Annotated in this window: 26 protein-coding genes and 1 other annotated feature (1 of these 27 only partly in view); of the genes, 2 read left to right on the plus strand and 24 right to left on the minus strand. The window is 33.9% G+C overall.

The window, feature by feature from the left end; translation table 11 throughout:
- Window position 1 (plus strand) — a binding site (T-box leader); it begins 237 nt to the left of the window's first position.
- A 38-nt stretch (window positions 2-39) separates the two neighbouring features.
- Window positions 40-1,257 (plus strand): aminotransferase class I/II-fold pyridoxal phosphate-dependent enzyme, encoded by a 1,218-nt coding sequence (locus tag DWW68_RS07990; protein ID WP_118589326.1) that lies wholly within the window; start codon window positions 40-42, stop codon window positions 1,255-1,257.
- Between the two features lie 69 nt (window positions 1,258-1,326).
- On the opposite strand, the gene DWW68_RS07995 is transcribed toward DWW68_RS07990, so the two are convergent.
- The 16 genes from DWW68_RS07995 to glmM all read right to left on the minus strand — a co-directional run bounded on the left by DWW68_RS07995 (window position 1,327) and on the right by glmM (window position 16,866).
- Window positions 1,327-2,499, minus strand: coding sequence for a hypothetical protein (locus DWW68_RS07995; RefSeq protein ID WP_021953849.1), 1,173 nt, complete (start codon window positions 2,497-2,499; stop codon window positions 1,327-1,329).
- Between the two features lie 10 nt (window positions 2,500-2,509).
- Window positions 2,510-3,952, minus strand: coding sequence for a chromate transporter (locus tag DWW68_RS08000; protein WP_118589327.1), 1,443 nt, complete (start codon window positions 3,950-3,952; stop codon window positions 2,510-2,512).
- Between the two features lie 9 nt (window positions 3,953-3,961).
- Window positions 3,962-5,791: an adenylyl-sulfate kinase gene (cysC, locus tag DWW68_RS08005; protein ID WP_118589328.1), complete on the minus strand. Its 1,830-nt coding sequence runs from the start codon at window positions 5,789-5,791 to the stop codon at window positions 3,962-3,964.
- A gap of 1 nt (window position 5,792) precedes the next feature.
- Window positions 5,793-6,686 (minus strand): sulfate adenylyltransferase subunit CysD, encoded by an 894-nt coding sequence (cysD, locus tag DWW68_RS08010; RefSeq protein ID WP_118589329.1) that lies wholly within the window; start codon window positions 6,684-6,686, stop codon window positions 5,793-5,795.
- 244 nt (window positions 6,687-6,930) lie between these two features.
- The gene (locus DWW68_RS13460) at window positions 6,931-7,095 is read right to left on the minus strand and encodes a hypothetical protein (protein WP_158576839.1); all 165 of its coding nucleotides are present in this window, start codon (window positions 7,093-7,095) and stop codon (window positions 6,931-6,933) included.
- A 124-nt stretch (window positions 7,096-7,219) separates the two neighbouring features.
- Window positions 7,220-7,705: a Gx transporter family protein gene (locus tag DWW68_RS08020; protein WP_118589331.1), complete on the minus strand. Its 486-nt coding sequence runs from the start codon at window positions 7,703-7,705 to the stop codon at window positions 7,220-7,222.
- A 32-nt stretch (window positions 7,706-7,737) separates the two neighbouring features.
- On the minus strand, window positions 7,738-8,115 hold the full coding sequence (locus tag DWW68_RS08025) for a NusG domain II-containing protein (RefSeq protein WP_118589332.1): 378 nt from the start codon (window positions 8,113-8,115) through the stop codon (window positions 7,738-7,740).
- A gap of 18 nt (window positions 8,116-8,133) precedes the next feature.
- Window positions 8,134-8,424 (minus strand): hypothetical protein, encoded by a 291-nt coding sequence (locus tag DWW68_RS13340; protein ID WP_147365659.1) that lies wholly within the window; start codon window positions 8,422-8,424, stop codon window positions 8,134-8,136.
- Window positions 8,425-8,652: 228 nt separating this feature from the next.
- Window positions 8,653-8,829 (minus strand): hypothetical protein, encoded by a 177-nt coding sequence (locus DWW68_RS13345; protein ID WP_158576843.1) that lies wholly within the window; start codon window positions 8,827-8,829, stop codon window positions 8,653-8,655.
- A 93-nt stretch (window positions 8,830-8,922) separates the two neighbouring features.
- A complete protein-coding gene (locus DWW68_RS08035) occupies window positions 8,923-9,573 on the minus strand; it encodes a peptidoglycan recognition family protein (RefSeq protein ID WP_118589334.1) in 651 nt (216 codons plus the stop codon).
- 62 nt (window positions 9,574-9,635) lie between these two features.
- Window positions 9,636-10,343, minus strand: coding sequence for a peptidoglycan recognition family protein (locus DWW68_RS08040; RefSeq protein WP_118589335.1), 708 nt, complete (start codon window positions 10,341-10,343; stop codon window positions 9,636-9,638).
- 79 nt (window positions 10,344-10,422) lie between these two features.
- Window positions 10,423-10,944: a nitroreductase gene (locus tag DWW68_RS08045; RefSeq protein ID WP_118589336.1), complete on the minus strand. Its 522-nt coding sequence runs from the start codon at window positions 10,942-10,944 to the stop codon at window positions 10,423-10,425.
- A 172-nt stretch (window positions 10,945-11,116) separates the two neighbouring features.
- Entirely contained in the window at window positions 11,117-13,711 is a 2,595-nt protein-coding gene (gene clpB, locus DWW68_RS08050) for an ATP-dependent chaperone ClpB (RefSeq protein WP_118589337.1), read from the minus strand.
- 248 nt (window positions 13,712-13,959) lie between these two features.
- On the minus strand, window positions 13,960-15,009 hold the full coding sequence (gene hisC / locus DWW68_RS08055) for a histidinol-phosphate transaminase (protein WP_118589338.1): 1,050 nt from the start codon (window positions 15,007-15,009) through the stop codon (window positions 13,960-13,962).
- Window positions 14,996-15,523, minus strand: a complete 528-nt coding sequence (locus DWW68_RS08060; RefSeq protein ID WP_118589339.1) for a VanZ family protein — start codon at window positions 15,521-15,523, stop codon at window positions 14,996-14,998. Before DWW68_RS08060 ends, hisC begins: the two co-directional genes overlap by 14 nt.
- Window positions 15,523-16,866: a phosphoglucosamine mutase gene (gene glmM, locus DWW68_RS08065; protein WP_021953832.1), complete on the minus strand. Its 1,344-nt coding sequence runs from the start codon at window positions 16,864-16,866 to the stop codon at window positions 15,523-15,525. The genes DWW68_RS08060 and glmM overlap by 1 nt, the downstream gene beginning before the upstream one ends.
- A gap of 289 nt (window positions 16,867-17,155) precedes the next feature.
- Here glmM and DWW68_RS08070 point away from each other — a divergent pair, with 289 nt between their 5' ends.
- A complete protein-coding gene (locus tag DWW68_RS08070) occupies window positions 17,156-17,353 on the plus strand; it encodes a hypothetical protein (RefSeq protein WP_118589340.1) in 198 nt (65 codons plus the stop codon).
- Window positions 17,354-17,380: 27 nt separating this feature from the next.
- Here the strand turns inward: DWW68_RS08070 and DWW68_RS08075 are convergent, their stop codons facing one another.
- The 8 genes from DWW68_RS08075 to DWW68_RS08110 form a co-directional block, all read right to left on the minus strand.
- Window positions 17,381-19,090 (minus strand): ABC transporter ATP-binding protein, encoded by a 1,710-nt coding sequence (locus DWW68_RS08075; protein ID WP_118589341.1) that lies wholly within the window; start codon window positions 19,088-19,090, stop codon window positions 17,381-17,383.
- Window positions 19,087-19,563, minus strand: coding sequence for a S24/S26 family peptidase (locus DWW68_RS08080; protein ID WP_021953830.1), 477 nt, complete (start codon window positions 19,561-19,563; stop codon window positions 19,087-19,089). Before DWW68_RS08080 ends, DWW68_RS08075 begins: the two co-directional genes overlap by 4 nt.
- Window positions 19,556-19,819 (minus strand): PqqD family protein, encoded by a 264-nt coding sequence (locus tag DWW68_RS08085; protein ID WP_118589342.1) that lies wholly within the window; start codon window positions 19,817-19,819, stop codon window positions 19,556-19,558. Before DWW68_RS08085 ends, DWW68_RS08080 begins: the two co-directional genes overlap by 8 nt.
- Window positions 19,819-20,550 (minus strand): hypothetical protein, encoded by a 732-nt coding sequence (locus DWW68_RS08090; protein ID WP_118589343.1) that lies wholly within the window; start codon window positions 20,548-20,550, stop codon window positions 19,819-19,821. The genes DWW68_RS08085 and DWW68_RS08090 overlap by 1 nt, the downstream gene beginning before the upstream one ends.
- A gap of 71 nt (window positions 20,551-20,621) precedes the next feature.
- Window positions 20,622-21,353 (minus strand): CpsD/CapB family tyrosine-protein kinase, encoded by a 732-nt coding sequence (locus tag DWW68_RS08095; protein ID WP_021953827.1) that lies wholly within the window; start codon window positions 21,351-21,353, stop codon window positions 20,622-20,624.
- A 4-nt stretch (window positions 21,354-21,357) separates the two neighbouring features.
- On the minus strand, window positions 21,358-22,272 hold the full coding sequence (locus tag DWW68_RS08100; RefSeq protein WP_118589344.1) for a Wzz/FepE/Etk N-terminal domain-containing protein: 915 nt from the start codon (window positions 22,270-22,272) through the stop codon (window positions 21,358-21,360).
- 23 nt (window positions 22,273-22,295) lie between these two features.
- Window positions 22,296-23,024 (minus strand): CpsB/CapC family capsule biosynthesis tyrosine phosphatase, encoded by a 729-nt coding sequence (locus DWW68_RS08105; protein WP_021953825.1) that lies wholly within the window; start codon window positions 23,022-23,024, stop codon window positions 22,296-22,298.
- Window positions 23,025-23,127: 103 nt separating this feature from the next.
- Complete coding sequence (locus DWW68_RS08110) at window positions 23,128-23,949, minus strand: TIM barrel protein (RefSeq protein WP_118589345.1); 822 nt, start codon at window positions 23,947-23,949, stop codon at window positions 23,128-23,130.

Genomic DNA, 23,949 nt, shown 5'->3' on the forward strand with positions numbered 1-23,949 from the left:
CGTTTTCGCTTAGGGTATTTTTTTTGAGAGGTGAAGTAAATGAGAACATTTGAAAAATCAACAAAGCTTGACAATGTATGTTACGATATCAGAGGTCCTGTTATGGACGAGGCTAACAAAATGATTGCCCAGGGTGAAAAAATTATCAAATTAAATATTGGCAATCCTGCTCCTTTTGGCTTTGAAGCGCCAGAGGCAATTATAGATAAAATGTCTGAAAACCTTACTCTTACTGAAGGTTATTCAGATTCAAAGGGGCTTTTTTCAGCCAGAGAGGCAATTCTTTCATATTGCCAAAAGAAAAACATGCCTAATGTTACTATAAATGATATTTATACAGGTAACGGTGTAAGTGAACTTATAACCTTGTCTATGCAGGGACTTTTAAATAATGGTGATGAAGTTTTAGTTCCTTCTCCTGATTATCCTTTATGGACAGCTTCAGTTACTTTAGCAGGGGGAACTGCAGTTCACTATATTTGCGATGAGCAGTCTGAATGGTTTCCTGATATTGAGGATATGAAGAGAAAAATCACAGACAAAACCAAGGCAATTGTTGTTATTAACCCTAACAACCCTACTGGTGCCCTTTATTCTAAGGAAGTTTTACAACAGATTGTTGAACTTGCAAGAGAGCATGAATTAATTTTGTTTGCTGATGAAATATATGACCGTCTGGTAATGGATGGGGAAGAGCATGTTGCCCTTTCTTCGCTGGCACCTGATTTACTTACTGTTTCATTTAACGGTTTATCAAAATCCCATCTTATTGCAGGATACAGATGTGGATGGATGTGCCTTTGCGGTGACAAGTCTAAGGCTAAGGGTTATATAGAAGGAATTAATCTTTTGTCTTCTATGCGTTTATGTTCTAACGTACCTGCCCAGTCCCTTATTCCTACTGCTTTGGCTAATCTTGAAGATGCCAGGGAAATGGTAGCACCAGGTGGTAGAATTTATGAACAAAGAGAATACATATATAATGCGATACAGGATATTCCGGGGCTTTCAGCCTACAAACCTAAGGCTGCATTTTATATTTTCCCTAAACTAGACATTAAGAAGTTTAACATCACAAATGATGAGCAATTCTCTCTTGATTTGCTTAAGGAAAAGAAAATTCTTATTACCCATGGGGGTGGTTTCCACTGGGAAACACCTGACCACTTTAGAATTGTTTACCTTCCATGCATTGATGATTTAAAAAATTCCATGGATGCCATGAAGGACTTCTTAGCAACTTATAAGCAAAAGTAATTTACTGCTTTACCATTAATAATATTTAAAAGGGGATGTTCACTTTTTATGACATCCCCTCTTTTAATGTTATTTTTGTTTTTTTACCATATATCTTATTTTTCTATATAATCTGAATATGGCACTGTTATACACAGATTCTAACCTTCTTTTCTCTTCATCTAACTTCTTTCTTATATCTGAAATTTCATTATATTTGTTTTGTAAATCCTGTATCTGTTGCTGTTGTCTGCAAAAAACTTCTGTCATGGAAATTATTACATCACGGTACATTTTTTCATTGTCCACTTTCCACTTTGGAAATTCCTTTATTTCTTCTTCAAAAAGCCCTGTATTTTTATTTAAATAATATTTTGCCACTTGGTTGTTACTTTTTTCGTATTTATTTAAAAATTCAATCTGCTCATCATAAGAAAAAAAGCTTACCTTTTTTTGTGGTTCAATACTATTTCCATATATGCTGGCATTAATAATAGGTCTGCATAAAAAATCCTCCATTTCCCTATAATCAGTAACCCCATTTATAATTCTTTTAATTTCTATATAATTTCCTGTAAGTCCCACGTTTCCTGCAACCTGATTATAAGTAAATTTTTCATTAAGCTTAACTCCCATAATATCAAAATAATCTTCATATAATGACTGATTTTTTAGCTGTTTTTTCTCATAAACTCTTACAATAAGGTTATCTTTTCCTATATGTTCCTCAATATTTTTTAATTGTTTAAAATAGTCTAACGGAAAATAATCATAATCATTTATTTCCAGACTTTCTTCAAATGTATGTATTTTACGTCTGTGCATTTTTATAAGCTGATTCCATAAAGACTGAACAATCATATCCTGCCGTCTTAAATAAACAACAACCTTAACCTTGCAATCAATTTTTCCAAAATCTTCTTTTAATCTCTCCCAAAATTTTTCCTCATAATTGCATCTGTACCAGATTTGTTCATCAGACAAAATAATATTTTCAAATTTTTTCCCGCACTTTTCTAATTCCCCATATGCTTTTTCATTTAACTCCTTCTGCTTTAATTTATGCTCATCATTATTATCCTGAGTAATATAATTAACTAAAAAATGTGCATTTCTATCACGAAAGATCCCCTTAAGTCCAATATTTAACTGTGGGAATGCATAACCCTGCTCATTTAACAATTTTTCGTTTTCTCTCATAAAGCTTTGAAGAGCTGTAGTTCCTGTTTTTGGTGTTCCTATACACAAATATACTGTTGACATTTGTTTCCTCCTATATGTAATGTAGCGCCCTTATAATAAAAACTGTTCCTATATTCAATACTAATATTAAAGCATTACTTATCCTTGTTTTACTTTTTAGTAAGCATGTAATTATAAACATTAGCACAACGATTATTATTGTGCTTATTCCGGATATTTGATACTTTCCCATTACTCTTACAGACTGATTGCACAATGATAATGAAATATTTATAAGAAATCCCGCTATAATCGGGCGAATACATTCTGATATTCTACTTATAATTCTCAGTGAACTTAGATTATTGTACAAATGATATATTGTCATATAAAATCCACATGATGCCGCAATGCTACATGCAAAACCAACTATAGCAAATAAAACTCCCGTCACAATACTTCCTGATATGTTAATTCCCAGGTAGTATCCTACTCCACATAAGGTTTTACATAATATGGAGCCCGGCAAAACATTAACAACAGATACTATATGACCGTAAAACTGACTTTCCGTTACCATATTTGTATCTACAAATAACCCATCAGCAATAGTTAAATATGCATCCCCTCCACCAAAAGACATAAAAGCCGAAATTATTCCTTTGCCAATAAACTCCACAATATTTGCATTATTTATTAACGCCGGCATAGAACATATGACTAAAAATACAATCCATATAAAAAGTTCCTTAAAAAAATTCTTATAGATCTTTATCTTCATTCCACTGTTTTTCATATCATCTACTATTCCTGCCAGAGAAATCATAATCATTATTGCATCCAAAGCATACATAATATAATTATTATCAATATAATTTCCCTTTCCATGAGTAACAGCAAATAGTGTTGATATAATAACCATTATCACTACGAAACCCACATTTTTATGTCTGTTGTTTTCCATGAATATTATGCAAAAGAAAAATAACATTAAGGCATTAAAGGCAGATAATGAAAATACCGGTGTTTTACTTATTCCTAAAAGCTGATATAAATTTTTGCCACAAACAACAAATAATGATATTGCCATTAAAATAACGGTTTTTCTCTCACATTTTGTATTGCCTGCACACTTATTAAATACATTTCCAATATAAACTTTTAGCATATACAAAATAAATATTGAAACTCCAACTGACGCCAGTTCAATAACATTTAATACTGTTAATTTCATAGTTGAAAAAATAGTAAAAATTGCTATTGCTGCCAGCGTTCCCGGAAGCGCCATGGCAAGTGCTGATAAAAACATTCCTTTGTTTCCACCAGCTCTTTTTCCTATTGAAGCAGCAACTTCTACCGGAAGTGCTCCCGGTGTTATATTTGCCACCATAACATCCTTATCAATATTCTCCTTTGTATCTATACCTGTTTCAACTATCTCGTCTTCAATTATGGGAATAATGGCACTTCCACCACCAAATCCAATACATCCGATTTTTAACATTGAAGTAAACAGCTGTAATTTATTACTCATAATATATGATTATTCCTCAATATATTTTTTAAGCTTATCTATAATTGTATTCACACAATCTTCTATTTTCTTTCCACTGGTGTCTATTTCAACATCCGGTGTTTCAGGTATTTCATAAGGGCTGCTTATTCCCGTGAAGCTCCTGATATTCCCCTTTCTTGCCTCTTTGTAAAGACCTTTAACATCCCTTCTTTCACATTCATCAAGAGGGGTGCTTACGTAGACTTCCACAAAATCATCACCTATTATTTCCTTTGCACTTTGTCTGTCCTGACTATATGGCGAAATAAATGATGTAATTACTATCAGCCCCGCATCATTCATTAATTTGGCAACCTCAGCTATTCTGCGGATATTTTCCACTCTGTCTCCTTCATTAAATCCTAAATTTTTGTTAAGTCCCATTCTTATGTTGTCACCATCAAGAAGCATTGTATGTTTTCCCAGTGTAAATAATCTTTTCTCCAATGCATTAGCAAGGGTAGATTTTCCTGACCCTGAAAGTCCTGTCATCCATACCGTAAAAGCTTTTTGAGATAACTGACGTTCCCTTAACTCCTTTGTTACATCCATTTCATGCCATGTCAGATTTTTTTCATTATCGATAATTTCTGCAATTTGTCCACATGCCGACGTCATATTTGATACTCTGTCAATTAGTATTAATGAACCTAATTCCCTATTATTGATGAATTTATCAACAACTATTTTTTCCCCTAACGTAACCTCACAAAAAGCAATTTCATTCTTAAAGATTGCTTTTGCGTATACTTGTGAACCTGTATTAACATCAATTTTGTAATTTATTTTTGTAATTGTTGCAGGAACTAATTTTGTTCCAACTTTCATAAGGAAATTCCGTCCCTCAACTAGTTTTTTGTCGTCCATCCACAATATACAAATTGAGAAATTCATTCCACACAAAAGATTATAATTTTTCTCTATAATACATCCTCTTGATATATCAATTTCAGAGTCCAGCTGAATTGTCACTCCATGACCTTTACTGCTTTGATTTACTTTTTTATCACCTTCGTATATTTCTTTTACCGTTGCCTTTTCGCCACTTGGCAAAACAGTTATATCATCTCCCCGGCAAATTTTTCCGGATGATATTTGCCCCTGAAATCCCCTAAAATTATGATTTGGACGGCACACTCTTTGAACCGGCATGGAAAATCCTTTAACCTCAACATCTTCCTTTACATCCACTTCCTCAAGATATTTAAGTAATGGGACGCCTTTATACCATTGCATTCGGTCAGATGTCTTTGTTATATTATCTCCCTCTGTAGCAGATACCGGTATTATTTGTAATGTTTTAAAATCAAATTCTGACATTAATCCATTTATTTCTTTTTGGATTTTTTCAAATATTTTAATATCATAATCCACTAAATCCATTTTATTTACCGCAAAAACAAAATGTTTTATTCCCATTAAAGAACATATCCTTGCATGTCTTCTTGTCTGAACCAAAACACCCTGACTTGCATCCGTCAAAATTACGGCAAGGGATGCAAATGAAGCTCCAACAGCCATATTTCTTGTATACTCTTCATGTCCCGGAGTATCCGCTACAATAAAGCTTCTGTTTTCAGTAGCAAAATAACGGTATGCAACATCTATTGTAATTCCCTGTTCCCTTTCAGCCATTAATCCGTCAAGCAACAAAGAATAATCTATGTTTCCTTCTCTTGATCCGACTTTAGAGTCCAATTCCAAAGCTCTCTTCTGATCTGCAAAAATCAGCTTTGCATCATATAACATATGTCCAATTAAAGTTGATTTTCCATCATCAACACTTCCGCAAGTAATAAATTTCAATAAACTTTCCATTTTAAAAATATCCTTCTCTTTTTCTTTTTTCCATGCTTGCAGCCCCTCCGTCAGAATCTATTATTCTACTGGTTCTTTCGGATTCTACTGATGCCATTGTCTCTTCGATAATTTCATCTAATGTCGTAGCATTTGACTCTATGCCTCCGGTTAGCGGATAACATCCTAACGTTCTAAATCTTACCATTTTATTTTGAACTTTTTCTCCCGGCAACAATCTCATTCTGTCATCATCAACCATTATCAACTGCCCATTTCTTTCAACAACCGGTCTTTCTTTGGCAAAATATAATGAAACAATAGGAATATTTTCTCTTTTTATATACTGCCATATATCCTTTTCCGTCCAATTTGATAAAGGAAATACTCTTATACTCTCTCCCTGGTTAATTCTTGTATTGAAAAGCTTCCACATTTCCGGTCTCTGATTTTTTGGATCCCATGCGTGTTGTTTATTCCTAAAAGAAAAAATTCTCTCTTTTGCTCTTGATTTTTCCTCGTCACGTCTTCCTCCGCCAAATGCTGCGGTAAACCCATATTTATCAAGAGCCTGCTTTAGTGCCTGGGTTTTCATTATGTCTGTGTATGATGAACCATAGTCAAAAGGATTAATGTTATTCTTAACACCTTCCTCATTTATGTATTCAATCATTTCAATTCCCAGTTCTTTTGCCCTGCGGTCTCTAAATTCAATCATTTCCTTAAATTTCCATGTAGTATTTACATGCAAAAAAGGAAATGGTGGCTTTTCAGGATAAAAAGCTTTCATTGCCAAATGCAGCATTACTGACGAATCCTTTCCTATGGAATAAAGCATAACAGGATTTTCACATTCTGCCGCCACTTCTCTCATTATGTATATTGCTTCTGCCTCAAGTTCATCTAAATGATTCATATTTTCTCCTAATAAATTTGTTAGTAAATTTTCATACAAAATATACTCAATAAATTTGACGGAAATATGTTATCAATATTACAGCAAAAACGGATGATTTTCTTAAATAGAATAAAATAGAAAATCATCCGAAATATATTTTAAAAATTAATTACTAAAGTTATTTTTTGATTTTAATCTTAACAAACCTTGACCATTTTGAGCCCCTACAGCTTTTACCTGACATATAATTTTTTCTTGTTCTTTAATTTATTACTTGCAAGGGTAACTTTTTTAAATGTTCAACTGCTTCATTTACTGTTGCCTGACTTTGTGGATTTGCAAATTCAGCCTTTGCCTCATCAAATTCCTCTTTAAAAATCTTCCATGAACCTAATCCACCATAATTGCCTGTTAAATCCACACGCATAAACTCACCATATGCACCGATATCATCATTTTTCCAATATAAAACATCATATGTGTTTCCATCTTCATCGTAAATTGTTGTGCCTTTTGTTAAATGTATCTAACTTGTTAGGTAAAAAATTTGTTTATTTTTTTATAACTGATAAAACCCTCTTTGAAACTATGCCTATTACTGCCCCTGTAATTATACCTGCCACTAAAAGTGCCGGCACATAATATATAACACTAACATTTTCTACCACAATTATTGCCACCATCACCTGCCCCATATTATGGCATACTGCCCCTGCCATGCTTACTCCAATAATACTAAACCCCCCTATTTTTTTAATAACTGACATAACAATGAGACTAAACACTGCTCCTGCAAGGCTATAAATTATTGACATACCACTTCCAAACATAAATCCCATAATCAGGATTCTAAGTATAGAAATAATCCAGACATCACTGATTTTTAATATATATAATGCTATAACAATTACCAGATTTGCCAATCCTAATTTCATTCCCGGAATTCCTAAATTAATGGGAATAAGAAATTCAATATAGCTAAATATTATGGCAAGTGCCACTAACATGGACATATTTGCTATTCTTTTTGTGCTCATATCTTGACCTCCCATTAAATTATTAATTATTTCTACTTTACAACAGCATCCACATCGTTATTTTCATTGACTATGTTCTGTTTAATTATCTCAACAACTACTTTATGTGGAAGACATACAATTGTCTGCCCTGTATTTTTAATCTTTCCCTGCTTTATACAATACTTATCCGGACAATCCGCCTCTTCCATTTCCACGTAACCATTATGAATATTTATTACATTTCTACCTTTTGAAGTTTTTATATCTATTATCTCGTCCTTGTTAATGGAATATTTTCCATAAACTTTGCCATCAACTGATATTTTTACAGTGGAGGCTTCACCTTTTTGTATAAAATGGATTGCACCGTACATGACACCTGCTATTAAAAGAACCACAATCACTAAAATCACGTCTTTTTTTCTCATAAACTGCTCCCGTTTTTTCTAAATTCCTGACCATTTCATTATTAAAATTAGAATCAGCCCTCTTACTATAATAAATGTAATTCCATTTCCCTTTACCAATCCCAATTTAACATTTTGTTTTGGACAAATATTCATACATTTTTGGCACATAAAGCAATCTCCCGGCTGAATATCTTCCTTTAAATCCGTAAGTTCAATTTTTGATGAACATACCTTTGTACATCCACTGCACCCTTTTATGCACTGCTCTCTATTTCTACTTATAGAAAAAAGCGGCAGTACGGGAAGAATTGAAAACACTGCTCCCATAGGACATAAAACTCATGGACAAAATCTCCTAAAGTTCCAAATGTACAGGCAAAACCGCAAAAAAATCGTCCAAAAACTATCGTATATAAGCATAACACAATTAATACCGTAACAAAAGATGTTTAGTTGTCAGTAATATCGCCTTGTTAAAATATAATTCATCATCCTGGGATTTAATAATATTAATACTTTTTATTTTCCCATTTTTTACTGTAACACAAACCTGAATCATTTCTCTAAAGCCCTGGGCTTCGCCATAAAAATCCCATCTCTATATGTAAAATCCTCCTGATTTATAACATTAGGCAGATTTACCGGCAAAACCTTTGAATCAGAATCTGATGAATAGTTACTATAAATTCCGTCTGTTAAATACTGCTTATCTTCATTAGTCAATAATATCATATCGAATTTATCACCACTGTTTTGCCAAATCATTTTTTATATTTATGTATAGTTTTTGTGGTTAGTTGTAAAAAAAGACGCAACCTGCGTCTTTTAATAATGAGCCAATCTATACTTTTCTACATTTTTCTTAAATGTTTTCCATTTGTCCTCATGCTGTACAAAATATCTCGGGCATTCTTTCTTTGTAATATCATAATGTCTTATTACATGGCTTTCATCTATATCACATACATTTTCTAACCATGCCACAAGTTTTACTAAAGAGCTATAGGTTTTCTTTTTAAATTTTCCCGTTTCATCAGGATGACACACCTCAATGGAAATTGTATCATTATTTCTCCAGTTGCTTGCCGCAGACCATTCATTTATAGGAATGCATTGAATAATTTCCCCATCTAATCCCACAACGAAATGAGAACTTACATTAGACTGATCTCCTGCATAGAAATTATGATTTTGCTGAGCTGTTGTCCCCGGATTTCCTACATAGTGAACTACAATGTCTTTTACACCCTTTAATTTATATCCATTTCTTGAAGCGCCATCCACATCTATTATTTGAGAATCAATCCAATCCGGTATCTTAATTTCCGCCAAATTTTTAACTTTTTTGGCCTCACTGTTTTGATTAATCCTTTTTACTACTAAACAGGACATAATAACTATGGCCGCCACAATAATAACAGCCATAACTATTCTTCCTTTTCTTAACTTTCTCTTTCTTTTGCTTTTCTTAGCCATACTTTTCCTCAAATCTGTAGTTTAACTTAATTATAACCCCTTATATAAAATGTTCGATATTTTCACTTATTCCCTGTATATTTTTTTATTCTGTAATCTCTGACTTTTTCTTTAAACAGCTCCCACTCATCTTCATGATCAACAAAATATTTAGGACACTCTTTCTCCGTAATGTCATAATGCCTTATTACATGTTCTTCATCTAAACCATAAACACTTTCAAGCCATGTCACAAGCTTAACGAGAGATTTATATGTTTTTTTGCCAAATTCTCCTGTTTCATCCATATGACACACTTCAATGGAAATGGAATCCCTATTTCTCCAATTGCTTGCCTCTGAATGTTCATCTAACGGAATGCACTGAATTATCTCACCATCCAATCCCACAATAAAATGAGAACTTACATCTGAGTCATCTCCTGCATAAAAATCATGATTTTGCTGAGCTGTTGTTCCGGAATTTCCTACATAATGAATTACAACATCCTTCACTTCTTTAAGTTTAATGCCCCTTCTGGACTTTCCATCCTTTTTTATTATCTGCTTATCTATCCAGGATGGTATCTGTAAAGCAGTTTCCTTTTCTGTTGTTTCTAACACCTGATGATTTTCCACCGGTGATTCTTTAATCTCTACATCAGATGATGCACTTAAATGTTTAAAAATTCCTGCCAAAAGCAATATACCTGCCGTTAACACTGTAACGGCAAGCACTGCCCTTATTTTTCTTACTTTTCTTCTTCTCTTTCTTTTGCTTAATTCACTCATTATATTCCTTCGTAAAAAATTATTACTAAATCACATTGGATTGTCACTGAACAAATTAAGTCAAAAGTGGTATTAAATATTAGTCTATGTAGTAAACATAATCTTCTTTTCTAGGTGCTGCCTCAGGTGCATCTCCCTTAATATAGCCTAAAACACAATGACCTATTCCTTCATAATCTCCTGTTATTCCAAGAGATTTAAGGATTTCTTTTCCTTCCTCACTTTCAAATTCTTCTTTTGCTCTGTGAATCCAACAACTTCCTAAACCTAAATTGTGAGCTTCAAGCATCATGTTTCCCATAACAAGACTTCCATCATAAAGATATGTATTCTTAGTTTTATCTGCCAAAACAATAAGCACTACCGGTGCTCCATAAAAAGGATCTGTGTCTGTTCCCATTATCTTTCCATTGATTTTAGATAATTTGTCCCTGACTTCCCTGTTAGTTACTGCAATTATAATAGGGGACTGATTTCCTCTTCCTGTAGCAGCATATGTTCCTGCTTCAATAACCTTGTCAATTAATTCCTTTTCCACCATATCAGGCTTGTACGCCCTGATGCTTCTTCTTGTTTTAATTGTTTCTAATACTCTATCCATAATTACCTCCATAAATAAATGGTTGTCATTTGGATTTGTTTAGAAAATACTTTGATACTATTGCCCTTAAATTTATTGACTATAATCTAAATTTAATAAAGTAATGTATCTTATTTGTATATTCTAAGCATACTTTTTAATTATTTTCCAATGACAACCATTGCTTTACATTTTATTTATTATTCTTTTCTACCTTAGCAGCTAACCTGTCACCATCTACATAAAAGCATATTGTATCTCCCATATCAACGTTTCCTTCAAGAATAACCTTAGCAGCTATTGTTTCAACATTTTTCTGCAGGTATCTCTTAAGAGGTCTTGCGCCATAAACCGGATCATATCCGTTATCTGCCACAAACTTTTTGGCATCATCAGTAAGTGAAATCTTTAAATCCCTGTCTGCTAAACGCCTATTTACGTTAGCTACAATCAAATCAACAATTCCACCTATATTGTCCTTAGTAAGTGGCTTAAACATTACGATTTCGTCTAAACGGTTAAGAAACTCAGGTCTGAAATGATTTCTTAAATCGTTCATTACAAATTCCTGATTTTCCTTCTTTATGTTTCCGGCATCATCTATTCCCTCTAACAGATATGAAGAACCGATGTTTGATGTCATAATCAGGATAGTATTCTTAAAGTCAACTGTTCTTCCCTGAGAATCAGTTATTCGACCATCATCTAATACCTGAAGTAACACATTAAACACATCAGGATGTGCCTTTTCTACCTCATCAAATAACACTACCGAATAGGGTTTTCTTCTTACTGCCTCTGTCAGCTGACCACCTTCATCGTATCCTACATATCCCGGAGGTGCTCCTATAAGTCTTGACACGCTATATTTTTCCATGTACTCACTCATGTCAATTCTTACCATATTACTTTCATCATCAAACAGATTTTCTGCCAATGCCTTTGCCAGTTCTGTTTTACCTACACCTGTAGGTCCTAAGAACAGGAAAGAACCAATTGGTTTTCCGGGATCCTTAATTCCTGCTTTAGACCTGATTATTGCCTCAGTAATCTTCGTCACAGCTTCATCCTGACCGATAACCCTCTTATGAAGAGCCTCATCAAGATGTAATGTTTTATTTTTTTCTGTTTCAGTAAGTTTTGCCACCGGAATTCCTGTCCATCTGGAAATAATTCTGGCAATTTCCTCATCTGTAACACTTTCCCTTACTAATGACAAATCCTTATCCTTTACATTTTGTTCTTCCACTCCAAGCTGTTTTTGAAGTTCAGGCAACTTTCCATATTGAAGTTCTGCTGCCTTATTCAAATCATATTCGCTTTGTGCCTTCTCAATTTCTTTCTTAACATTTTCAACCTGTTCACGAAGCTGCTGCAATCTGTTTACGGAATTTTTCTCATTTTCCCACTGTGCCTTTCTGTTATTAAATTCATCACGGCTTTCAGCAAGTTCCTTCTGTAATTCCGCCAGTCTCTCTTTGCTTAAATTATCCGTTTCCTTCTTTAAGGCAGCTTCCTCGATTTCCATCTGCATAACCTTACGTCTTAATTCATCAAGCTCCGTAGGCATGGAATCCATCTCGGTTTTAATAAGGGCACAAGCCTCATCTACTAAATCTATTGCCTTATCAGGAAGATATCTGTCTGTTATATATCTGTCTGATAAAACTGCTGCACTTACCAAAGCCCCATCCTGAATTTTAACTCCATGGAACACTTCATATCTTTCCTTAAGACCTCTTAGGATAGATATTGTATCTTCCACTGATGGCTCACTTACCATTACCGGCTGGAATCTTCTCTCTAACGCCTTATCCTTTTCAATATACTGTCTATACTCATCCAAGGTAGTTGCACCTATACAATGAAGTTCTCCTCTTGCTAACATAGGCTTTAGCATATTTCCTGCATCCATTGCCCCGTCTGTTTTTCCTGCGCCTACGATAGTATGAAGTTCATCAATAAATAAAATGATTTCTCCATTGCTGTTTTTTACATCTTCAAGTACAGCCTTTAACCTTTCCTCAAATTCACCTCTGTACTTTGCACCTGCCACTAATGAACCAAGGTCAAGGGAGAATATCTTCTTATCCTTTAATCCCTCCGGAACATCACCTTTTACAATACGCTGTGCCAAACCCTCTACTGCTGCTGTTTTACCAACACCGGGTTCACCAATCAGCACCGGATTGTTTTTGGTTTTTCTTGACAAAATTCTTATAACATTTCTGATTTCACTGTCTCGTCCAATAACAGGATCAAGCTTCTGATTTCTTGCTCTTTCCACTAAATCCTGACCGTATTTTGACAGTGCATCATAGGTACTCTCCGGATTATCCGAAGTAACTCTTACATTACCTCTTACCTCTTCTAACACTCCTAAAAACTTTTCCCTTGTAATACCAAATTCTTTAAAAAGTTCCTCTATTTCCCTATTTGGTTTGTCAAGCATAGTGAGAAATAAATGTTCCACTGAAACATATTCATCTCCCATTCTCTTTGCTTCATCCTCTGCACTTATTAAAACATTATTAAGAGCCTGGCTCATATACATATTGCCGCCCTGTACTTTAGGTCTTTTGGCTATATAATCCTCAACTCTGTTTTTAAAGTACTCCGGCTGTATTTCCATCTTTTCTATTAACTTAATAATCAAACTGTCTTCTAAACTAACAAGCGCAAATAATAAATGTTCCTGATCAATTTCCTGATTTCCGTATTCTCCGGCTATCTTTTCACAATTTTGTATAGCCTCAACGGATTTTTGAGTAAATTTACTAATATTCATATATTTCGCCTCCTGTCATAAAATCTATAGGATTCTTTCTACTATGACATTTAATCTTCATAGTAAATCAGATGGGACATAAATCCCATCTGTCATCTCTTTCCTATGTATTTTATTCTACTCAGAAATTTTATATTTTTTTATATATAAAATTAACAATTTGTTACATTTTTATGTTAAATGTGTCCCTTATATATAATGCTAAATAACATCTTTACCATAGATTGAAAACATATCAGATATTTCCTTTATTCAACAATTTCCTTAAGAGCTTCGTATAATTTTTCCATCTCCTCATCTGTACCTATAGTAATTCTTAAATAATTATTTATCCTTGGCTTATTAAAATACCTTACATATATTTTTCTCTTCTTTAATTCCTCAAATATTTTCTCTGCCGGCACACTTTTGTGAGTTGCAAATAGAAAATTAGTCTTTGAGTCCGTAAAGGAAAATCCCAGTTTTTTAAGCGTATCCTTAGCTTTTTCACGGGTATTTACTACCTTTGATACAATTTCCTTAAAATACTTATCATCATTTATTGCAGCAGCCCCTGCATAAATAGACACATGATTCATTGTATATGAATTATATGAGAATTTAACGGCCTTAAGGGCGCTAATTAACGTTTTGCTGCCAATGGCATATCCTATACGCATTCCTGCTAATGCGCGGGATTTAGAATAGGTTCTTACCACCAGAAGATTTTCGTATTTATTCACAAGACCAAGCACTGAAACATCTCCAAAATCAGCATAAGCTTCATCTATAATTACCACTGAATCCCTATTGTTCTTTATAATATATTCTATATCATCCAGCTGCATTTCCACTGCTGTAGGAGCATTGGGATTTGGAAAAATAATACCACCGTTTTCCACAAGATAATCTTCTTTTACAATTTCAAATTTCTCATTCAACGGTTTCATCTCATATTTTATTTTAAACAAATCTGCCCACACATCATAAAAGGAATATGTTATGTCAGGAAACAATATAGGCTTTTCTGAATTAAAAAATGTAAGAAAGCTCATTCCAATCACATCATCTGAACCTACACCTACAAACACCTGATTAGAATCAACATTATAATATTTAGCGATGGCATCAGTTAAAACTGCTGCTTCCGGGTCAGGATAAAGCCTGTTTCTGTTATTTTCAACACTTCTTACAACCTCCTGTACCATGGGTGAAGGTGGATATGGACTCTCATTGGTATTAAGTTTAATTACATCCTTGTCCTTTGGCTGTTCTCCCGGCGTGTAGGGAGTAACCTTTCTTATATTATCCTGCCACATTTTTTCTCTTCCTCCTGCAAATTAAAAACCATATTATTGTAACAAAAACCACTCCCATAAAGCAGCCTGTTGTATCAATGCAAACATCCATAACCTTAGGGCTTCTTCCATCCACAAAATTCTGGTGAACTTCATCGGAAGATGCATACACCATACCTATAATGGTAGTTATTAAAATTACAATATATCTTTTTTTGTTTCGTATTTTTTCAAATGTCAACAAAAATATTGAAATAAGAACTCCTAAAATTCCATATTCTCCAAAATGTCCCGTTTTTCTCACAATGAAACTTACTGTATTAAAGTATTCTTCTTTGGCCTTAACATTCATATCCTCATAATCACTTTTTAAAATATGAACAACCTGAACTGTTATTTTATCACTAAGTGACTGAGACTGTTCTCCATTTTCGGCGGAAAAGCCAAATATGGTGCTCATCCACAATGCTATAAGAGCAATAAGAATAACTCTTACTGCCCATAGCTTTATAAAATATCCTTTTTTGTATGTCATTATACTGCGTAACCTTTTTTCTTAATTACATTAACAACCCTGTCAACACATTCCTCTGCTAACTGGTCTGTTTTTGCTTCAACCATAACACGGATAACCGGCTCTGTTCCGCTTTCCCTAATTAAGATTCTACCATCATTTCCAAGCTGCTGTGCCACTTCATCTACTGCCTTTTGTACATCAGCATCATTTCTTGCCTCCGGCTTACTTGCGACCTTAACATTCTTAAGGCACTGTGGATAAATAGTTACCGGATTAATAAGCTCTGACATTTTTCTCTTAGAAGAAATCATAACCTCCATCAACTTAATTGATGTAAGGATTCCATCGCCTGTTGTTGCATATTTACTGAAAATAATATGTCCTGATTCCTCTCCGCCTAAACGGTAATCATTCTTTCTCATACATTCATATACATATTTATCACCCACTGCTGTCTTCTCATATTTAATTCCAACAGCATCAAAGGCTTTATATAATCCTATATTTGACATTACTGTAGTAACTACAGTGTTGTTGTCAAGCTCTCCGTTTTGTTTTAAATACACACCACATACATATAAAATAAGGTCACCATTTACCACATTTCCCTGATCATCCACACAGAAACATCTGTCTGCATCCCCGTCATAGGCAAAACCAATATCTAACTTCTTTTCTTTTACAAATTTCTGTAATGCCTCAATGTGGGTAGAACCGCATCCCATATTAATATTTACACCGTTTGGTTCATTATTAATAACATATGTATCTGCTCCTAATGCATCAAATACGCTTTTGGCTATAGTCCATGCACTACCGTTTGAACAATCAAGTCCGACCTTAATGTTTCTGAAGGAATTTTTTGCCAATGTCATAAGATATCCCATATATCTGTTTCTACCTGCAAAATAGTCAATGGTTCTTCCTATTTTATCCATGGTTGCATAAGGTATTGAGTCAAAGTCTGCATCAATGTATTTTTCAACTTCATCAATGAAATTCTGCTCCATTTTTTCGCCCTTTCCATTGATAAGTTTTATTCCATTATCATAATAAGGGTTATGGCTGGCTGAAATCATAATTCCACAATCAAAATCTTCTGTTTTAACTATATATGATACACTTGGTGTTGTAGTTACATGAAGTAAATATACATCCGCACCTGTGGATGTAAGTCCTGCTGAAAGAGCATCCTCAAACATATAACTGCTTCTTCTTGTATCTTTTCCAATAGCTACGGAGCATTTATGAAATCTTCCGTAATACCATCCTATAAATCTTCCCACTTTAAAGGCATGCATAGCCGTTAAATTAACATTAGCCTCGCCTCTGAATCCATCTGTTCCAAAATATTTTCCCATTTTACGCCTCCATAATTAAAAATGGTTACATTGCTGATACTTAATAAGCACCAACATATAAATTTTCAAAGTGTCAAGTTTAAATGAACACTTTTTTAATTATATAATATCACAACGTTATTTACAATATTTTTATAACTATAAAAACCAATCCAAAACCAATGTAAAACCCTGTCATCATAAGGGAAGCAAGGTCAATAAAAGTCGATATGTTTTTTACACATTTATTACCTACAGTGTTATAATTTACTATATTGAGAAAAATTTATGTTATGTGGGGGATTTTAATATGAATAACAGCGAGAGATCTCAATTATTACAAAATACAGAAATTCTGCTTACAGAAATTGAAGGACTAAAGAAACAGTTAAATTATGAAAAACAGCAACGTAAACATTGGGAAGAGCTTGCCATGTTATTCCATGATGCCTTATGGAATGAACTAAAAGTCTCTAATCAAAATGCTTCCGTTGCTGCCAAATCATGATTGTATTAAATTTATGGCTGTTTTGTGTTAATCATTGTTTTTGTTAATACAAAACAGTCTTTTATTGTCAATTACAAATTCCTTATCACACACCTCAAGAGCCGCCACCTTATGGGTAATTATTATACATGTCTTTTTATTAAGACCTTTAATCCTTTCAAGTACATGTTTTTCTGTTTTAGAATCCAGTGCCGAGGTAGCCTCATCTAACAGAAGAATTGGTGCCTTACTAAGAAGTGCCCTTGCTATTGCCAGTCTCTGGGCCTGACCTTCTGAAATGCCAAGTCCCTTTTCTCCTATAACAGTGTCAAGCCCCTTTGGAAGGTTGCATACAAAATCATAAATATCACTAATCTCCAAAGCTTCCTTTATTTCTTTATCTGTAGCGTTAGGATTTATTAACAGAATATTTTCTCTTAATGTCCCGCTAAAAAGGTAATTTCCCTGAGGTACATAAGAGAACAGGCATCTGGTATCCGGGCTTGCTTCTAAATACTTTCCATTTTCTTCATATAACCTTATACTTCCCCTTTCAGGTTTAAAAACTCCTAAAAGCATCTTCATTAATGTACTTTTACCTATTCCCGAAATCCCCCTTATAGCCACAAACTCGCCCTTTAAAAATTCTGCGTTTCCATCCTCTAATACACTTTCCCTACCATAATTAAATTTAATATTTTTAAACTCAGCCAGTTTAAACTTGGAATAAAATTTATCTGCATCAACCTTAACCTGATTTTTTCTTTCAACATCAATATCTTCAATTTCCATAATTCTTTCTGCCGATGCTAAAATTGCATAGTATTGTGGAATAACCTTGGTTATGCTTACAAAAGGCGTCTGTATCTGGGAAATAAGCTGTAATACCGCAGTAAGGGTTCCATATGTCATAGCATTGGTACACACTTTAAGGGTGCACCAAATAAGAGCAAACAAATAACCCATATTAAAGGCAAATCCAAATCCTGCATTGGCAAAGATACTGATTTTTCTTCTTTTCATCTTTGCATCATAATTTATTCTTTGCAGTTTGTCACCTTTGCGGCAAAACTCATCTTCAACTCCAAAGGTTTTTACCACCAGCATACTCTCAATTGCTTCCTGAAAAAATGACCTTACCCTGCCATCTGTTTCCTGAACTTCCTTGTGAAGACTCTTAAGCTTTGACCTGAATATTAATGTTATAAAGGAAATCACCACTCCTGCAATAATAAATAATGAGGTAAATTTCCAGTCAAACAGTACCAGTACAATAAAAGCTCCTGCAAACTGAGTAATAAAATATAATACGTTTGGCACTATATTGGTTATTCCGTCAGTTATTATCCTTATATCACTGGTAATGCGGTTCATTAATTCTCCACTGTGATACTTATTAATGCTGTTATATTTTTTTTCAAGTATTTCTCCAAACAGCTTAGAACGCATTTGCATTTCCATTCCTGCCTGAACTTTTATGGATAAACTTTGTGCGTATATCCGCAAAAAAAGTCTGAATGCAATAATTGCTAATATAACTATTCCATAAAAAATAATCTGATTTCTGTAATAAACAAAATCAGATTGTACCTTAGACACTGCTGCCTTTTGGGCTGCATCTATGGCATACTTACTTACCAATGCCAATGCCGTAGATACTAATGCCAATACAATATTAGAAACACTTAAAATTAATATTTTAGGAATTTCTTTTTTCCCATTTTTAATTATCCATTTTAAACTCTTTGTATCTTTCATCTAACTATTCCTAGAAGTTTTCTTTTTATTTTTCCTGCAATATGTCTTAATTTTCTAAGCCACTTTCTTATTTTAACTGTTTTACACCACACAATACAATAAAGCTTATATGACATTTCAGTTCCACTATATTCCTTACCTTTTCTTGAAAAGTGTTCCACAATTCCAATTATCTGTTCCTGAGTGATACCTTTTTCGTTGACAAACTGATTATCACCACGCATTGTGTAGGTTCCGTCTTTTGGTATATCAACAATTCTATGTAATACATACTGCCCGTTATCCCTTACATAAAATGCAATGTCATATTTTTTTAATGGGAACAAGGGACTTTTCAGGGTGACACTATCCTTATTGTTTCTTAAGGTAGGAAGCATACTGTTTCCTTTAGGGGTAAATCTTACTGTTCCATTATAATTTAGCTGTTCTTTTATAAGGGGAACTATATCTTCTATTGACACAACCTTATTCAAGTAAACCCTCTCCTTCTACCTTCTTAATAAAGTCATCCACATCCTTTTGGGCTATTTCCCATTCCACCTCATACTCACTAATTAAATCCTCTATTAGCTGTTCCTTAGTAGTTCCATCTAACATCTTAGAAAAAATAAATGCTCCTGTTTCATTTAAACTCATCATTCCGTTAAAATCCAGTGTTGCCTGACCGATTGGAACAACCACATTATTCCCTGCAACATTTCTAAGTAAAAAACCTTCTCTAATCTTCATTACACTCTCCTAATTTTTTCGTATGCCGTAATCACAGCATCATCACTTATGTTACATCCCATTTTGTATATTGGGGTTGATGTTAAAATTTCTTCCATATATTGTAAGACTAAATCCATTTTTTCTTCCCTTTTAAGCCTTCTTACCGTCTGATTAAAAAACAATGGGATAGCCTCCTTAACCTCTATCGGAGTTATATGGTTCTCTTTTGCCCTTTCCAAAAAAACAATGGCTCCAAGTTTTGCCTTTACATTAATATTTAAGTCTGTTTTTCCACTCCACGGAGTTCCGTAAACAAACCACTGTCCATTTTCTAACCTTAAAACAGGTTTATCATCATTTATGATAAATGCCTTTTCCTTAAAATGCTCAAGCCACAGACCTGTGTGAGTTGATTTTCCCGTACCACTGTCTGCTGAAAACAAATATGCATATCCATCTACAACTACTGCTGAAGAATGCAGCATACAACCATGGTGATTTATTAGAAGCCTGTTAAATATAGTACCTGTATATATATATTCAATGCTTTCTAAACTACATCCTTGCATATTCTCTTCCTGCATTTTTTCATAAAATTCATTATCCAAATCAATGACTGCATCCGCTTCCTCTTCCTTCCACATATGTCTTGCTATATACGGAAGCGCCTGTTGCCTGGTTCTTTCATAGTATGTTACCAGCAAAACCTTCAACCCTGCAATCTCATATCTGTCCTTAATAAACTCCATATATCTTCCTTTAATAAATTACACCTATGAAATTGCCATAGGTGTAATTCTATAATTATTTATATTCTCCGTTATTTATATTCTCCGTTATTTCCATAGCCGTAACCGTAGCCATAGCCATAACCTTTCTTTGAGTATTTACCATAGTATCCACCATAATAACCACCCTTTTCTTCAGGATCAACCTTATTTAAAACTGCTCCTAAAATTCTACATCCGGATTTTCTCATTTGCTCAATTTGTTTCTGGGCATATTTGTAACTGATATTTGCCTGTGAAATAAGGAAAATAACTCCATCTGTCTGCTGTGCAACAATGGCAGGGTCTATAACCTGACCAATTGGTGGTGTATCAATAATAACGTAATCATATTCCTTTCTTGCTGTTTCCAGCAATTCCGTAAACTTTTCGTTATTTAAAAGCTCCGCAGGATTTGGTGGAACAGGACCTGACAAAATCAAATCCATGTTTTTTACGTTAGTACTGTATCTTACATCATCTAACTGCTCTACACCTGAAAGATACTGAGTAAGTCCTTTAATTGCCTTGTTTATTTTGTACCTTCCGATTAACACTGATTTTCTTAAATCAGCATCTATAAACAAAACTTTCTTTCCTGTTTCTGCCATGGAAATGGCAAGGTTGAAAGACACCATTGACTTTCCTTCATTAGGAACACAGCTGGTAAGAGAAATTATTTTAACATCATTTCCACAGAACTGTACATTAGTTCTTAAGGTTTTATATGCTTCCTTAGTTTTAAAGTCTAAATCCGTTATTTTATCAAGATTAATATTTAACATTCCCTTACTCCTTTCCCTGGTTCTTATCCTGAACTAAGTCTTTGTTTTTAGCTGCTACCTTATCTGACTTTTTCTCTTTTTTCTTTTTGTCCTTCGGTGCACTGCTGCCATATCCATATCCGTAAGATGACCTTCTGCTGCTTTCCTCACTCTTTAAAGGAATAGCTGCTAAAACGCTTACTCCTAAACGTTTTTCAATATCATCCGGTGTCTTAATGGTATCATCTAATATAAATAAAATAATAACTACAAGAAGTGAAATTCCAAAACCTGCAATAAATCCCATCATGGTATTTCTCTTAACATTAGGTGATGCCGGTGTTGTAGGGAGTTCCGCCTCATCTACAGATCGTACCGGTTCAAGGCCATCCATAATTACCTTTAATCTTTCATTTGCCACCTCTCTTACCTTATCAGCAATCTTTTTTGCTAACTTAGGGTCTGTGTTGGTAACTGAAATTTCCATAATTCGTGTATCTGTTTCTACATTTACGGTAATCATTTTTTCCAATGCATCCGTTGACATATCTAAATTAAGTTCTTTTTTTACCTCCTGTAAAACCGGTCGGGTTGTAAGAAGGGTCTCATAATCCTTTGCAAGATAAGATGCAAAAGCGATATCCGATGTTGTAAGCGTCTTCTGATTCGGATCCTGCTTACTTAATATATAAACCTTGGTTGTGGCAACATACTGTGGGCTAATAAAAAATTTAGTGTATACAAACGCCACCCCACCTACTAAAATTCCTATTAAGATAATAACAAAAAGCTTATTTAAAATTGTTGCAAACAAACTTCTAACGTCAATCTCAATTTCATTTTTCATTTCATCACTTTCTATTCCATTTGGATAAAACGTATTATATCCCGGCTGACCGTCTACTTTATTGCCAAATCCGTTTTCCATTCTGTTGTCCATTTATCTACCAGTTCCTTTCAAAATTATATGTACTCACCCTTCAATATCTTTGATGGATTTTCAACTAAAATCCAGTTAAGATAATCTTCATTGTACTTTTTCTCTAAATAATTCACACATTCTTCCCAATAAACGCCTCGTCTTCCCAAACTATGAGCGTCGCTTGCAATAAGATGCAGATAATCATTATCAATAAGTTTTGATACAAATTTATGTTCACTTCCAAAAACACTTGTAACATTTACCTGCAAATATGCCCCCATTTCAATTAAGTGACTAATATTTTTATTATTTACCCCCTTAAATGCATTCCTAAGACACTTATATCTCTCACAATGAGCTATTACCGGAATATATCCTCCGTTTAGCAATGAACTTATATATTTTTCCATTTGCGAAAAAATTACTGTAGGATAAAATTCTACCAAAACATAATTTGTCTGAGCCAATGTGAATAATTCACCACTTGAAAGCATCTGTGCCATATCATTACATGCCATAATTTCATTGCCTAAAAAAAGATTCATTTCAGGAATTATTTCTTTCGCCTCTTTTTTTAATACCTGAAAATTATCTTCTATTAACTGTCCCTCCGGCATACATTCTCCGGCATGGTAATGTGGTGTACATATTACATTTCTTACACCCTGACTATACTCTTTCTTCAAAATATCTATTGATGTTTTAAGGGATGGTGAACCATCGTCAACCTGAAACAGGATGTGGCTGTGAATATCTGTAATGCCTGTCATAATTGTATTCCTCCTTAATGCCACAATTATGTTTAATTGTACCAAAAAATCCACAATCATACAACTACCTAATATAACAAAATGAAATCCCACAGTATATTTTCTAACCAATATACCGTCGGATTTTTTCAAAACATTTATTTAACATATTTATATCTATTTTCCCATCGTTGCCAAAAGCCGTAGCTTCTACAGTAAAGGTATCTTTATACCCGTTTTTCCTTATATAATCAAAAAATTTATCAAAGTCAAAGTGCCCTTTTCCCGGTGGAAGTGTTTTTAATCTGCTCCACTCCATATATCCACCACCATAATCATTAACATGATAGTGTCTTATATGTTTTTCTTTCCACAATATGTCATATTTATCATCATATAAGAGAGTTTCCTGACAATGAAAAGCCGCCATTTTAGTATCATATATAAAGTGAATATCTGGATACCGATTTAACAGTTCCATCCAGTGTTTCATTGGATTTTCATGATTGCACACGACATTTTCAATTAATAAATCTATCTCATAAGCTTCGGCAATTTTTCTAAGAATACCATAAGCTTCAAGATTATTTGAAAAATTAGAATCTGACGTGACTCCATCCCATAAATGAACAACCATTTTATGAACTGACAATGCCTTTGCCATTTTGCAGTTGATTTCAAACCGCCTTACGGCCTCTGCCAAATCTTCCTTAGAGCCTTTGCTTATGTACTCTCCTATATGTTTTTCGCAATGCATAACAGGAATATTTATATTTAATTCCAAAAGGAATTTCAAAATATCTCCCTCTAAGCCATACCATGTAGAATACATCATAAATTCAAATCCATCGCAGTTAAGCTTATGGCAAACATCCCTTAGAATGCGATAGTCTCTGTTGTTTGGTCGTCCTATTAAAGCTCCTGTAGAGCATAGTATCTGTGCCAC

Origin of the sequence: Eubacterium sp. AF16-48 (assembly GCF_003479405.1) — a bacterium.
Taxonomy (GTDB): Bacteria; Bacillota; Clostridia; order Lachnospirales; family Lachnospiraceae; genus Eubacterium_G; species Eubacterium_G segne.

Coding starts and splice junctions, on each gene's coding strand:
- DWW68_RS08020 (WP_118589331.1), bottom strand. CDS start 7,705: ATGAGCACAAAAAGAATAGCAAATATGTCCATGTTAGTGGCACTTGCC.
- DWW68_RS08060 (WP_118589339.1), bottom strand. CDS start 15,523: ATGACATACAAAAAAGGATATTTTATAAAGCTATGGGCAGTAAGAGTT.
- clpB (WP_118589337.1), bottom strand. CDS start 13,711: ATGAATATTAGTAAATTTACTCAAAAATCCGTTGAGGCTATACAAAAT.
- DWW68_RS08025 (WP_118589332.1), bottom strand. CDS start 8,115: ATGAGAAAAAAAGACGTGATTTTAGTGATTGTGGTTCTTTTAATAGCA.
- DWW68_RS08100 (WP_118589344.1), bottom strand. CDS start 22,272: ATGGACAACAGAATGGAAAACGGATTTGGCAATAAAGTAGACGGTCAG.
- DWW68_RS13340 (WP_147365659.1), bottom strand. CDS start 8,424: ATGGGAGCAGTGTTTTCAATTCTTCCCGTACTGCCGCTTTTTTCTATA.
- DWW68_RS13345 (WP_158576843.1), bottom strand. CDS start 8,829: ATGATATTATTGACTAATGAAGATAAGCAGTATTTAACAGACGGAATT.
- DWW68_RS08075 (WP_118589341.1), bottom strand. CDS start 19,090: ATGAAAGATACAAAGAGTTTAAAATGGATAATTAAAAATGGGAAAAAA.
- cysC (WP_118589328.1), bottom strand. CDS start 5,791: ATGGAAAGTTTATTGAAATTTATTACTTGCGGAAGTGTTGATGATGGA.
- DWW68_RS13460 (WP_158576839.1), bottom strand. CDS start 7,095: ATGCGTGTGGATTTAACAGGCAATTATGGTGGATTAGGTTCATGGAAG.
- DWW68_RS08040 (WP_118589335.1), bottom strand. CDS start 10,343: ATGAGTGAATTAAGCAAAAGAAAGAGAAGAAGAAAAGTAAGAAAAATA.
- hisC (WP_118589338.1), bottom strand. CDS start 15,009: ATGTGGCAGGATAATATAAGAAAGGTTACTCCCTACACGCCGGGAGAA.
- DWW68_RS08095 (WP_021953827.1), bottom strand. CDS start 21,353: ATGTTAAATATTAATCTTGATAAAATAACGGATTTAGACTTTAAAACT.
- glmM (WP_021953832.1), bottom strand. CDS start 16,866: ATGGGAAAATATTTTGGAACAGATGGATTCAGAGGCGAGGCTAATGTT.
- DWW68_RS08045 (WP_118589336.1), bottom strand. CDS start 10,944: ATGGATAGAGTATTAGAAACAATTAAAACAAGAAGAAGCATCAGGGCG.
- DWW68_RS08035 (WP_118589334.1), bottom strand. CDS start 9,573: ATGGCTAAGAAAAGCAAAAGAAAGAGAAAGTTAAGAAAAGGAAGAATA.
- DWW68_RS08070 (WP_118589340.1), top strand. CDS start 17,156: ATGAATAACAGCGAGAGATCTCAATTATTACAAAATACAGAAATTCTG.
- DWW68_RS08105 (WP_021953825.1), bottom strand. CDS start 23,024: ATGACAGGCATTACAGATATTCACAGCCACATCCTGTTTCAGGTTGAC.
- cysD (WP_118589329.1), bottom strand. CDS start 6,686: ATGAATCATTTAGATGAACTTGAGGCAGAAGCAATATACATAATGAGA.
- DWW68_RS08000 (WP_118589327.1), bottom strand. CDS start 3,952: ATGAGTAATAAATTACAGCTGTTTACTTCAATGTTAAAAATCGGATGT.
- DWW68_RS08090 (WP_118589343.1), bottom strand. CDS start 20,550: ATGGAGTTTATTAAGGACAGATATGAGATTGCAGGGTTGAAGGTTTTG.
- DWW68_RS07995 (WP_021953849.1), bottom strand. CDS start 2,499: ATGTCAACAGTATATTTGTGTATAGGAACACCAAAAACAGGAACTACA.
- DWW68_RS08085 (WP_118589342.1), bottom strand. CDS start 19,819: ATGAAGATTAGAGAAGGTTTTTTACTTAGAAATGTTGCAGGGAATAAT.
- DWW68_RS07990 (WP_118589326.1), top strand. CDS start 40: ATGAGAACATTTGAAAAATCAACAAAGCTTGACAATGTATGTTACGAT.